We start from the raw sequence: 12,155 nt of genomic DNA, 5'->3' as shown, positions 1-12,155 counted from the left end.
CCGTGACCTCGTCGTGCCCGTTGTGACGAACCTTTTGACTGCGCTGATGGCGCCGGCCTCAACAATCCGCCATTTCAGCCAAATATATCCCAGTAATTTCGACCGTTTGACGCTGACCAGCCGCTTTCTCCTGCCCACACCCCAAAACCGTGCGATCCTGTCGCCGCCTCATCCTCGACCCCACCCGCCCGCCACGGATTTCAGACGAATTGCACCATTCAGACGGTGTTTTTCGCGCTCCCGCCGTCTGAATTTCAGACGAATTGCACTATTCAGACCCTCTTTTTTTCCGGAGCCCGCCCCATGACCAAGCTCTGCGTCGTCGCCGCCGGCGGCACCGGCGGCCATATGTTCCCGGCCGAGGCCCTGGCGCGTGAGATGGCGGCGCGGGGCTGGCGCGTGGTGCTGGCGACCGATCATAGGGGCGAGCAATACGCCCACGCCTTCCCGGCCGAGGAACGGCTGGCGCTCGACGCCGCCACCGGCTCGGGGCCGCTGGGCTTGATCAAGGCGGGCGTCGCCATCTTCAAGGGCGTGGTCCAGGCGCGCACGGCCTTCGACCGGCTGGGCGCCGACGTGGTCGTGGGCTTCGGCGGCTATCCTTCCGCGCCGGCCCTGGTTGCGGCCGTGACGTCTCAGCGACCGACCGTGATCCACGAACAGAACGCGGTCCTGGGCCGCACCAACCGCATCCTGGCCCCCTATGTCGGTCAGGTCGCCTCGTCCTTCCCGACGCTGGAGCGGGCGCCGGCCAAGGTCCAGGGCCGCTCGCACGTCGTCGGTTCGCCGGTGCGCGCCGAAATCCGCGCCCTGTTCGACCGCCCCTATGTCGCCCCTGCCGACGACGGCCCCATCCATGTGCTGGTGACGGGCGGCAGCCAGGGCGCCCGCATCCTGTCCGAGAACACGCCTCGGGCTTTGGCCGCATTGCCCGAGGCCTTGCGCCGTCGCCTGAAGGTGCAACAGCAGTCGCGGCCCGAGACGCTGGAGGCCGCGCGCCAGATCTATCTGGAGGCCGGGATCGAGGCCGAGGTCGCCCCGTTCTTCCGCGACATGGCCGAGCGGCTGTCCAGGGCGCATCTGGTGGTGGGCCGTTCCGGCGCCTCGACCTGCGCCGAACTGGCGGTTGCGGCCCTGCCGTCCGTTCTGATCCCGCTCAAGATCGCCACCGACGACCACCAGCGCCTGAATGCCAAGGCCCTGACCGACGCCGGCGCGGCCGAGGTCATTCTGGAAGACGACCTGACCGTCGATCGCCTGTCGGCTGTCCTGACCGCCGTCCTGTCAGACCCCACCCGCCTGTCGGCCATGTCCGCCGCCGCCCGCTCCGTCGCCATCCCCGACGCCGCCCAGCGCCTGGCCGATCTGGTCGAGGCGACGGCGGGAAACGGTCAACCGCAACGCCCCTGATGCGTTAGGAAGCCCATGCCTCCCGAAATCATCGCCGTCACCCGCCAGATCCGCGCCCTTTGGCATCGGTTCGACTGGCTGCCCGAATGGGCGGTCGTCGTGCTGGTCCTGCTGGTCTTCGTCGGCGGCGGCTGGCTGACGCACAAGATCGCCTTCGCCATCCTGCGCCGGGTGGTCAAGAACAAGGACGTCTTCTGGCGAGGCGTGGTCGAGCGCGCCCGCATCAAGCTGCGTGTCCTGATCATCATCATCGGCGTCGGCATCGGCGTGACCGTCTCGCCCATGGACCCCGCCCCGTCCCAGGACATCCGCAATGTCCTGCAATTCTTGTTCGTGCTGACCCTTGGCTGGCTGGCGTCGGGCATGCTCGACATGTGGTCGGTCATGCACCTGAAGCGCTACAATATCGCCGTCGAGGACAATCTGCTGGCCCGCAAACACCTGACCCAGACCCGCATCCTGCAGCGGGTGGCCAAGGTGGTGCTGTTCATCGTCACCGTCGGTCTGGCCCTGATGACCATCGCCGGCTTCCGCCAATGGGGCGTCAGCCTGCTGGCCTCGGCCGGCGTCGTCGGCATCATCGCCGGCCTGGCCCTGCAGCCGATCCTGACCAACATGGTCGCCGGCATCCAGATCGCCCTGACCCAGCCCATCCGCCTGGACGACGCCGTCATCGTCGAGAACGAGTGGGGCAATGTCGAGGAGATCACCGCGACCTATGTGGTGGTCAAGCTGTGGGACTGGCGGCGGATGGTCCTGCCCTTGTCCTACTTCATCACCAAACCCTTTCAGAACTGGACGCGCGAGAACGCCCGCCTGATCGGCACGGCCTTCTTCTACGTCGATTACGAGGCCCCGATCGATCGGCTGCGCGAGGCATTCGAGGGGATCGTGAAGAACTCGAAACTGTGGGACGGCGACGTCCAGGTCATGCAGGTGACCGACATCACCGAACGGGTGCTTCAGGTCCGCTGCCTGGCCAGCGCGCGGTCCGCGCCGGTGGCCTTCGACCTGCGTTGCGAAATTCGTGAGAAGCTGATGGCCTTCATGCGGGACGAATGCCGCGAAGCCCTGCCGCGCGACCGCATCGAGTGGCCGCAGGGGGAAGAGAGGCCGGTCAGTCCGCCAGCGCCGCTTGGCCCCGACGGATTGCTTCGTCCAGCGTGAGTGTCTCGGGACTGATTCTGTCGCCGCAGGCCACGGCCAGCAGTTCCGCCGCGTCGCCGCCGGGCGGGGCGGCATAGGCCGGGGCCGGATCTGCCGTCGCCGGGCCTTCGGTTCCGTCGGACCTCAAGGACGCGAAATCGAGCCGATCCGCCGTCTTCGCCCGGCAGTCGAAGGCCCACCGCGACCAGCCCCCGACATAGGTCACGTCCGCGACCTTGAACCCCGCCTCCGTGACCTGAAGCTCACGCATATGGGCGATGTCGCCCTCCTGTTCGATGGAGGCGACGTCAGCGTAGATGGCGAACCGGCCGACGCCGGTCTCGACCAGTTGAGGATCGATCAGGGCCAGCAGCAGGGCGATCATGCGACCAGCGTCTCCGCCTGATGCAGGTCCACGCTGACCAGCTGGCTCATGCCGCGTTCGGGCATGGTGACGCCGTAGAGGCGGTCCATGCGGCTCATGGTCACCGGGTTGTGGGTGATGACAATGAAGCGGGTGTCGGTGCGGCTGCGCATCTCGTGCAGCATCCGGCAGAAGCGGTCCACGTTGGCGTCGTCCAGCGGGGCGTCCACCTCGTCCAGCACGCAGACGGGGGCGGGGTTGGCCAGGAAGACGCCGAAGATGAGGGCCGCCGCCGTCAGGGCCTGCTCGCCCCCGCTCATCAGGCTCATGACCGACAGCCGCTTGCCGGGCGGGCAGGCGTAGATCTCAAGCCCCGCCTCCAGCGGGTCGTCGCTCTCGACCAGTTTCAGCTCGGCCTGACCGCCGCCGAACAGGGCCTCGAACAGGCTCTTGAAGTTGGCGTTGATGACGTCGAAGGCGGCGACCAGCCGCTCGCGGCCCTCGGCGTTCAGCTCGTCGATGCCGTCGCGGAGCTTGGCGATGGCCTGGGTCAGGTCGATCCGTTCCGACTTCATGCTGTTCAGCCGGTCGCCGTATTCGACGGCCTCGTCCTCGGCGCGCAGGTTGACGGGGCCGAGGGCCTCGCGCTCGCGCTCCAACCCGTACAGCAGGCTCTCGGCCCCCGCCGCATCGGGCGGGCGGGCGATGGCGTCGTCGGTCAGCTTGCGGCCCAGCTCGTCGGGCGACATCTGGGCCGTCTCGCGCAGGGTGGTCTCGGCCTCGGTCAGCTTCTCGGCGGCGGCCTCGGCGCGGGCGGACAGGCCGGCGCGGGCCTCGCGGGCCTGGGACGCGGCGGTCTCTGCGGCGCGGCTGGCGCGGTCGGCGTCCGTCGCCGCCGTCTCGGCCAGAGCCATGGCGTCGGACGAGGCCTGCTTGCGCTGTTCCGCGGCGGTCAGCGTGTCCAGCAGCTTGCCGCGCTGCTCGGCGAAGCCCTGGGGCGCGACCTCGGCCTGTTTCAGCAGGGCGGCGGTCTTGTCCGCATCCTTGGCCAGGGCGGCGATGCGGGCGGCGCTGTCCCTGGACCGCGTGACCCAGCCGTCGCGGGCGCGGGTCAGGCTGCCCAGCCGCTGCTCTCGGCCCTGGCGATCGCGAGCCTCGGCGTCGCGGTCCGAGCGGGCGGTCTGGGCGGCGAGGCGGGCCGTGTCGGCGGCGGCTCGGGCGGCGGTCAGTTCGTCGCGCAGGCCAGACAGGGTCTCGGACGGGGCGTCCGTGGTCTGGGCGGCGTCCAGCGCGGCTTGCGCCTCGGCGACCTCGGCGGCGAGGCGGGTGACGGTGTCGTCTAGGGCCTGGGCGCGGGCTTCGCGACGGGCCTGTTCGCGGGCCAGAGTCTCGACGCGGTCGCGGGCGGCGGTCACGGCCTTGTCGGCGGCGAAGGGAGCCAGGCGGGCGGTCTTGACCGCCTCCTCTGCGGCGCGGAAGGCGTCGGTGGCGGCCTTCTGGGCGGCCTGGGCCTGATCCAGGGCGGGGCGGCCCTTGTCGATCTCCGCCTCCAGCTCGGCCAGCCGCGTGCGCTGGGCCAGGCGGACGGCGGCGGGGCGGGGCGCCTCTGCGCGGCTGACGAACCCGTCCCAGCGATAGAGGTCGCCCTCGGTCGTGACCAGGCGCGCGCCGGGCGGCAGGGTCTTGGCGAGGTCGGCCGCCTGCGCGTGGGACGCGACGCCGCACAGGGCGAGGCGCGCGGTCAGCTGCTCGGGCGCCTGAACATGGTCGGACAGGGGCGTGACCCCGGCGGGCCATGTCGGGGAGGGCGCGTCCGCCCCGCCCCAATAGGCGGCGGCCTTGGCGTCCAGCGCCGCGTCCAGATCGTCGCCCAGGGCGGCGGCGAGAGCGGCCTCGTAGCCCTTGTCGGCGCGGACCTTGTCCAGAGCCGGGGGATGCTCGCGCTTGCCGGTGACCAGCAACTGGGCCAGGCCCCGCGCCTCGGTCTGCAACCGGCCCAGCCGGTCCTCGGCGGCGCGGGCGGCGGTGCGGGCCTCCTGCTCAATTCGGGCCAGGTCGCCGCGCTTGGCCTCGGCCGCCTCGACGGCCTCGCGCGCGGCGGTCAGCTCGGCTTGGGCTGTCTCCAGCGCCTTGCGGGCCGTTTCCAGTTCCGGCGTCTCCAGCGGACCCAGGGCCTCGCGTTCGCGCTTCGCCTGGTCGTGCTGGCCGGCGACGCGGGCCAGCCGGGCCTCAGCGTCGCGTTTCCTGGCCGTCTCGGCGTTGGCGCGGGCCTCGACGGCGGCGAGCGTCCCGGCCAGCCGCTCGACCTCGCCGTCGGCGGCCTTGCGGGCGTCCTCGGCGGCGGCAAGGGCCTTGTCCAGTTCGGGGCCGCGTTCGGGGGCGGCGGCGATCTCGGCCTGGAGCCGGGTCAGTTCGTGGTCCAGCCGGTCCAGTTCGCGCTGGGCGTCGGCGGCCATGTTGGTTTCGCGCTCGACGTCGGCGGCGATGCGGGCGGCCTCGGCCTTGAGTCGGTCCACCTCGGCGCGAGCGGCCTGTTCGGCCATGTCGAGCCGGTCGCGCTCCAGGCTGGCGCGGTGCAGCAAGGCCGATGCGACGGCGTCCTCTTCCCGCGCCGGCTTCAGGGCTTCCTGAGCGGCCAGGGCGGCGGTCTGGGCGGCGGCGGATGTGGTCGTGGTCTCGGCGACGGCCCGGTCGGCGTCGCGCAGTTCTTCGGCGGCGGCTTCGGCGGCCAGTCTGGCGTCGTTCCAGCGGACGTAGAGCAGGGCGGCCTGAAGGGCGCGGATCTCGGCGGAGATCTTCTTGTATTTCTCGGCCTGGCGGGCTTCGCGCCTCAGCCGGTTCAGCGCCGTCTCCAGCTCGCGGCCGATGTCGTCCAGCCGGTCCAGATTGGTCTCGGCGGCCTTGAGGCGCAGCTCGGCCTCGTGTCTGCGGGTATGCAGCCCCGCCACGCCGCCCGCCTCTTCCAGGATGCGCCTGCGGTTCTGCGGCTTGGCGGCGATCAGCTCGCTGATCTGCCCCTGACGCACCAGGGCCGGCGAGTTGGCGCCGGTCGAGGCGTCCGCGAACAGCAGCTGGACGTCGCGGGCGCGGACCTCCTTGCCGTTGATGCGATAGGTCGAGCCCTGGCCCCGGTCGATGCGGCGCGACACCTCCAGCATGGGGCTATCGGTAAACGGCTGGGGCGCGCGGCGTTGCGCATTGTCGATGGTCAGGCTGACTTCGGCATGGCTGCGCGGGGGTCGGCCCGCCGCGCCGGCGAAGATGACGTCGTCCATGCCCTGACCGCGCATGGCCTTGGCCGAGTTGGCCCCCATGACCCAACGCAGGCCTTCCAACACGTTCGACTTGCCGCAGCCGTTGGGGCCGACGACGCCTGTCAGGCCGGATTCGATATGCACCTCCGCCGGGTCGACGAACGACTTGAAGCCGACGAGCCGGAGGCGCTGGAACTGCATCGTCCTGGCGGACTACCGGAGCAGAGGGTCGATGGCGGCCGAGAGGGCGTCCAGCGAATGGTCGGCGACGGGCTTGCCGTTGACGAAGAAGGCGGGCGTGCCGGTGACGCCGGCTGTATCGGCGCCCGCGATCTGGGCGTCCAGTTCAGCGCGGATGGTCGGGCCTTCCAGGCAGGTCTCGATCTGTTCGCGCGTCATGCCGCTGGCGGCGATGCCCGCTGCAAACCAGGGCTGAGGCCCTGTGGTGCGCAGATTGGCCTGGTCGCGCATGAAGACGCCCGCCACGTCGAAATAGCGTTCGGGCGCGGCGCACAGGGCCACCGCAGCGGCGGCGGCGGCGACATTGGCGGGCTGGGTCGGCAGGTTGCGATGAACCAGCCGGACCTTGCCGGTGTCGATGTATTTGGCCTTAAACGCCGGCAGTACGGTGTTGTGGAAGTCCGCGCAGTGCGAGCAGGTGAAGGACGCGTATTCGATCACCGTCACCGGCGCATCCGCGCGACCCAGGACATGATCCTGGGCCGTGACGGGCGGGGGCGCATCGGCGGCGAAGGCCGGCGCCGCCAGACCCGCGGCGGCCAGTGCGACTAAGACCGATAGCGAGAGGGCGGCGCGGCGGATCATCCTATTTGGCCAGTTCGGCGTCGATGGCCGTGGACAGGTCGGCCAGGCTGGCGCCCTCGCCGCCGGGGGTGATGACCTGGGTGTCGTTGACGTAGAAGGCGGGGGTACCGGTCACGCCCTGGGTACGGGCGGCCTGGACGCGGGTTTCCATGGCGGCGACGGCGTCCTTGTCGGTGACGCAGTCGTTGAACTGTTGCTCGGACATTCCGGCCGCCTGGGCGGTGCGCAGCAGCCAGTCGCGCGGCGACGAGGTCAGCATCTCCTGCTGGGTGGCCATCAGCTGGTGAACGACGTCGAAATACTTGTCCGGGCCGGCGCAGCGCGCGACCAGGAAGCCGGCGGTGGCGGCGTCGACCGGCGGGGTCGGCAGCTCGCGGAAGATGTAGCGGACCTTGTTGGTGTCGACGTATTTGGCCTTGAACGCGGGCCAGGTGTTCTTCTGCCACAGGGCGCAGTGGGGGCAGGTGACCGAGGCGTATTCGACCACGGTGACCTTGGCGCCTTCCGGCGCGCCCAGACCCATGTCGCCCTCGGCCGCGCCCTTGGCGCCGCCGCCGCACGCGGCCAGGGCCATGGTCGCCAGGGCGGCGCCGGTGATGGCCGCACGACGGCTCATGCGGACGAAGCGGGATTCAGTGTCGGCCATGGGACTTCCTTGATCGGATCGTTGGCGAATGGTGGCGCGATTCCCCCGGAACGGCGCAACCCCAGACTTGTCGAGAACAGGTGCGGCGAAGTTTTGTCAATCTTGACTGTTGGGACGTGACAGGGCGACGCGGCCAAGGCGGGCAAGCGCAGCGCGCAGATCGTCGGGGGCGGAGGCGATGGAGGCGGCGAGATCGGCCTCGGCCTGGGCGGGCAGGGGCGGGGGCTTGGCGCTGCGTTTGGGGCGCGAGGCGGCGTCTTTCAGGGGGGAGACCGGCCCCTGTGCGATGCGCAGGCGATCGACCGTTCCGGCGCCCAGGAACAGATTGACGCGGGCCAATATGTCCTCGGACTGATGCTGGATCAGCAGGGCGGCGGCGCCGGCGACGCGCAACTCCAGCACGCCGGGCTGGCCGCCCTTGCCCTTGGTCAGTTTCTGGGGGCGGGTGACGCGGGCCAGGCGGTCGCCGACGATCTCGCGCCAGCGGGGCTCCAGCGCGCCGGCGCCGCGTCCGAACTGCTCGTCCAGCTTCTTGATCAGGGGCGTCAGCGCCTTGCCCGCGCGCGGCGCCGGCCGGGGGACCGGACGGGTGCGGCGGCGAGACAGGATCTCGCGGACCTCGGCGTCTGTGGGCAGCGTGCGGCGCATGGGTCTATATAGCCCGGTCCATGGCTTGCGTCTCTCCCGACATCGTCCTGATCCGTTCCCGGTTGCTGGCCTGGTACGACGCCCATGCGCGCAGCCTGCCGTGGCGGGCGCCAGTGGGCGCGGCGCGGACCGAGCCTTACCGCGTCTGGCTGTCGGAGGTTATGCTGCAGCAGACCACCGTGCCGCATGCGACGCCCTATTTCCACGCCTTCACCACGCGGTGGCCCACGGTCTGCGACCTCGCGGCGGCCGAGGATGCGGAGGTGATGGGGGCCTGGGCGGGGCTGGGCTACTACGCCCGCGCCCGCAACCTGCTGGCCTGCGCGCGGGCGGTGGCGGGCGAGCATGGCGGGGTGTTCCCGGATACGGAGGCCGGCTTGCTGGCCCTGCCGGGGGTGGGCGCCTATACGGCCGCGGCGGTGGCCTCCATCGCCTTCGACCGGGCCGCCAATGTGGTGGACGGCAATGTCGAGCGGGTCATGGCGCGGCTGTTCGCGGTCGAGACGCCGGTTCCGGCCGCGCGACCCGAACTGAGGCGGCTGGCGGGCCTGTTCGTCACCGACGAGCGGCCCGGAGATTGGGCGCAGGCGCTGATGGACCTGGGCGCAACGGTGTGCCGGCCCAAGTCGCCGTCGTGCGGGGCCTGTCCCGTGGCGAGCGAATGCCTGGGCCTGGCGAGCGGCGAACCGGCCCGTTTTCCGCTGAAGACCAAGAAGGCGGATCGACCGCACCGGCGAGGTGCAGCCTATGTCCTGGTCGACGATCAGGGTCGGGTGGCGGTCGAGACGCGGCCGGACAAGGGGCTGCTGGGCGGAATGCTGGGCCTGCCCACCGGCGACTGGACGACGGATGCGCCGTCAGGGGCGGCGCCGATCGAGGCCGACTGGCGCGAGGCCGGCGCGGTCGAGCACGTCTTCACCCACTTCAGCCTGACCCTGACCGTGATGACGGCGCGCGGCGAAGCAGATGGTCTCTGGCGCTGGATGCCGGTCGAGGCGGCGCGGGCGGCCCTGCCGACGGTGTTCGCCAAGGCGCTGGATCGGGCGACCGTTGAACCTGATCTATTTTTGTAGTAACAAAAATCCGTGCGCATCACCTTCGATCCGAGCAAGCGCGAGCGCACCTTGGCCGAGCGAGGGCTGGATTTCGCCCAGGCGGCGGCCGTGTTCGACGGCGATCATCTGACGTTCGAGGATGATCGCCAAGACTATGGAGAACGACGTCTGATCACCATCGGGCGTTTGACGGACCGGATGGTGGTTCTGGTGTGGACGCCGCGCGGCGGGGCGCGCCACGTCATTTCGATGAGGAAGGCCAATGACCGTGAACAACGACGCTACGAAGACCGCCTGGGTCGATCCTGACGACGCGCCCGAGCTGGACGACGCCTGGTTCGAAAAGGCGGATCACCATCGCGGAGAGACGCTGGTCCGACGGGGAAGGCCAAAGGGCGCGGATAAGGTCTCGACCACCATAAGGTTCGATGCCGACGTGCTGGCCGCCTTCAAGCAGGACGGCGCCGGGTGGCAGACCCGTATGAACCAGGCCCTGCGCGACTGGCTGGCCAGGAAGTCGGCGGCCTGAGCCTGGTCGTCACCGTAGGGTGCGGATCGCGACCCTGCCTTGTTTATGGTGGGGAATGACGACGGCGCGGCCGCCGGCGTGCTGGATGTTCAGATCGACGACGGAGCCGCCGACCTCCAGGCCGGTGATCCTTAGCCGATCCAGACCGGCGGGAAGGACAGGGTCGGCCAGATCGACTGTCTCGGTCCAGGCGTCGATGGACAGGCCAAGCGTCGCCTGCAGCATCAGGAAGACCGAACCCGCCGCCCAGGCCTGGGGCAGGCAGGCGACCGGGTAGGCGATGGGCGGCTCGCCCGGTTCGCGGGGGAAGCCACAGAACAGTTCGGGCAGGCGCAGGTGGAAATGGGCCGCGGCGGCGTAGATCTCGGCCAGGATTTCCGAGACGGCTTCGCGCTCTCCGTAGTTGGCCATGCCGGCGGCGGCCATCGCGGTGTCGTGGGGCCAGACCGAGCCGTTGTGATAGCTCATCGGATTGAAGCGGGCTTGACCGAGCTCCAACGTGCGGATTCCCCAGCCGGTGCGGAACTCGGCCGACAGCAGGCGTTTGGTGACGCGGCGCGCGCGCTCCAGCGACGGCAGGCCGGTGAACAGCAGATGGCCGGCGTTGGAGGCGATGGCGCGGCACTGCTCGCCGTCGCCGTCCAGGGCCACGGCGTAGAAGCCTTCGTCCTCCATCCAGAACCTGTCCTCGACCAGGGCGCGGACCTGTTCGGCGCGCATCCGCCATTCGGTCGCGCGGTCGTCGTGCAGGCGTTCGCCCAGGTCGCCCAGCGCGCGCCAGGCCGCGAAGGCGTAGCCCTGGACTTCCAACAGGGCGATGGGCCCCTTGGGGAAACGGCCGTCGGCGTGGAAGATGGAGTCTTCCGAGTCCTTCCAGCCCTGGTTGGACAGGCCGGTGTCGGCGCCGCGCTGATAGTCGATCAGGCCGTCATTGTTGCTGTCGCCATAGTCGCGCATCCAGTCGGCGGCGGCGATCAGATTGGGCCACAGCGTGCGGATCAGGTCCAGATCGCCGGTGCGGTTGGCGTAGGCGCCGGCCAGGGCCACGAACAGGCAGGTCGTATCGACCCCGCCGTAATAGAGGCCGAAGGGCACCTCGTGCAGGGCGCTCATCTCGCCGCCGCGCGTCTCGTGCATGATCTTGCCGGGCTGGCTGTCCTGGAATAGCGAGGTCTCGGTCGCCTGGCGCGACGCCAGATAGGTCAGCACGCCCTTGGCCAGGGACGGGTCCAGCCACAGCATCTGCCAGGCGGCGATGATGCCGTCGCGCCCAAAGGGCGTCGAGAACCAGGGCGTGCCTGCATAGGGATAGGGGCCAGTCGGCAGGTCGGTGGTCAGCAGGGCCATGTCGGCCCGCGACTGATCCAGCCAGTCGTTGAACCGCGGGCTGCGCGGACCGCGCACCGAGGCGCCCCGCCGGCGCTTGGCGCGCATGGCGAGACGAGCCTGGACGGCGTTCAGACGCCACCGCCCGGCGTCCGGCGTCTCGCAGGCATCGACGCCGCATTCGATGAACAGGTCCATCGAGCGCCCCTTGGGCAGGCTGAACATGAACTCGGCGCGCTGGTGCGTCAGGCGGGCGGGGGGCTCGGAGAAGGCGATGCAGCTGGAACGATCGACATCGTCCAGGCCGGTGTAACGGAAGGTGACGCGGCGGCCGTCAGTGGTCGGGGTGTGGATGGTCCCGCGCTTGGCCCGAGGCGTGCCGCGCACCTGGAAGATGTCGGCGAAGTCGGCGCCGAAATCGAACGCCAGCGGCAGAAGGATGTCCTCCACGCCGTGATTGACCATGCGGATGCGCTCGAACATCCGCCGGCCCCACAGGAAGCGACGCCGCTCGATATGCAAGACGCCGGCAGGGGCGGATCGGCCGCCCATCGGGGGCAGGGGGCGGTTGGTGGTGTGGCAGGAGAAGAAGACGTTGTCCTGGCTGACGCCGGAAGACAGCCGCGACGGCTTCTGCAGACCGACCGTCATGGCCCAGCGCGACAGGACACGCGTGTCGTCGGCGAACAGGCCGTCGGCGCCGCCCTTCATGTCGCCCCAGCCATCCGCGACCAGGAAGGTGTCGCCGTCCTTGAGCGCCATCAACTGTTCGAGGCCGGAAGCCTCGACGGTCTCGCCGGCGGTCAGCTGGGTGGAATAGGCGTCGTCCATGCGGTCTCTTCCCCGTCGTTTGAGGCCTTGGCCGAACGTGTCGCACCCGAATGCGGCGCTCAGGGGCCGCTTGAGTGATCAAATGAAGCAGGCGGCGGAGGGTTCACCTTCGCCGCCTGCT

11 protein-coding genes are annotated in these 12,155 nt (G+C 70.1%); 5 read left to right on the top strand and 6 right to left on the bottom strand.

The genetic code is table 11. The annotated features are described in order from the left end of the window. The first annotated feature begins 303 nt into the window (after window positions 1-303). Both murG and ACK4MH_RS00885 read left to right on the top strand, forming a co-directional pair. Entirely contained in the window at window positions 304-1,410 is a 1,107-nt protein-coding gene (gene murG, locus ACK4MH_RS00890) for an undecaprenyldiphospho-muramoylpentapeptide beta-N-acetylglucosaminyltransferase (protein ID WP_409713384.1), read from the top strand. A 15-nt stretch (window positions 1,411-1,425) separates the two neighbouring features. Beyond that, window positions 1,426-2,577 carry a mechanosensitive ion channel family protein gene (locus ACK4MH_RS00885; protein WP_409713381.1) on the top strand — a complete coding sequence of 384 codons (1,152 nt, stop codon included), beginning with the start codon at window positions 1,426-1,428 and terminating at the stop codon, window positions 2,575-2,577. Here the strand turns inward: ACK4MH_RS00885 and ACK4MH_RS00880 are convergent. The 5 genes from ACK4MH_RS00880 to ACK4MH_RS00860 form a co-directional block, all read right to left on the bottom strand. Next, window positions 2,528-2,941, bottom strand: a complete 414-nt coding sequence (locus ACK4MH_RS00880) for a surface-adhesin E family protein (protein ID WP_409713378.1) — start codon at window positions 2,939-2,941, stop codon at window positions 2,528-2,530. The genes ACK4MH_RS00885 and ACK4MH_RS00880 overlap by 50 nt on opposite strands. Continuing rightward, a complete protein-coding gene (gene smc, locus ACK4MH_RS00875) occupies window positions 2,938-6,375 on the bottom strand; it encodes a chromosome segregation protein SMC (protein WP_409713375.1) in 3,438 nt (1,145 codons plus the stop codon). The genes ACK4MH_RS00880 and smc overlap by 4 nt, the downstream gene beginning before the upstream one ends. A gap of 12 nt (window positions 6,376-6,387) precedes the next feature. After that, on the bottom strand, window positions 6,388-6,999 hold the full coding sequence (locus ACK4MH_RS00870; RefSeq protein ID WP_409713372.1) for a thioredoxin domain-containing protein: 612 nt from the start codon (window positions 6,997-6,999) through the stop codon (window positions 6,388-6,390). A 1-nt stretch (window position 7,000) separates the two neighbouring features. Then, window positions 7,001-7,645: a DsbA family protein gene (locus ACK4MH_RS00865; protein ID WP_409713369.1), complete on the bottom strand. Its 645-nt coding sequence runs from the start codon at window positions 7,643-7,645 to the stop codon at window positions 7,001-7,003. 96 nt (window positions 7,646-7,741) lie between these two features. Next, window positions 7,742-8,293, bottom strand: coding sequence for a DUF721 domain-containing protein (locus ACK4MH_RS00860; protein WP_409713366.1), 552 nt, complete (start codon window positions 8,291-8,293; stop codon window positions 7,742-7,744). Between the two features lie 20 nt (window positions 8,294-8,313). Here ACK4MH_RS00860 and mutY point away from each other — a divergent pair, with 20 nt between their 5' ends. From mutY to ACK4MH_RS00845, 3 genes are read left to right on the top strand one after another with little or no spacing between them, the layout of a single operon-like run. Beyond that, complete coding sequence (gene mutY, locus ACK4MH_RS00855; protein ID WP_409713363.1) at window positions 8,314-9,366, top strand: A/G-specific adenine glycosylase; 1,053 nt, start codon at window positions 8,314-8,316, stop codon at window positions 9,364-9,366. Window positions 9,367-9,378: 12 nt separating this feature from the next. After that, on the top strand, window positions 9,379-9,657 hold the full coding sequence (locus ACK4MH_RS00850; protein ID WP_409713360.1) for a BrnT family toxin: 279 nt from the start codon (window positions 9,379-9,381) through the stop codon (window positions 9,655-9,657). Continuing rightward, window positions 9,617-9,877 carry a BrnA antitoxin family protein gene (locus ACK4MH_RS00845; RefSeq protein ID WP_409713357.1) on the top strand — a complete coding sequence of 87 codons (261 nt, stop codon included), beginning with the start codon at window positions 9,617-9,619 and terminating at the stop codon, window positions 9,875-9,877. Before ACK4MH_RS00850 ends, ACK4MH_RS00845 begins: the two co-directional genes overlap by 41 nt. 9 nt (window positions 9,878-9,886) lie before the next feature. Here the strand turns inward: ACK4MH_RS00845 and ACK4MH_RS00840 are convergent, their stop codons facing one another. Then, window positions 9,887-12,034, bottom strand: coding sequence for a glycogen debranching N-terminal domain-containing protein (locus tag ACK4MH_RS00840; protein WP_409713354.1), 2,148 nt, complete (start codon window positions 12,032-12,034; stop codon window positions 9,887-9,889). Between the last annotated feature and the right edge of the window lie 121 nt (window positions 12,035-12,155).

Source organism: Brevundimonas sp. (genome assembly GCF_046295075.1).
Classification (GTDB): domain Bacteria; phylum Pseudomonadota; class Alphaproteobacteria; order Caulobacterales; family Caulobacteraceae; genus Brevundimonas.
The sequence above is the reverse complement of the archived record's forward strand: the minus strand, read 5'-3'. Positions and strand labels throughout refer to the sequence as shown.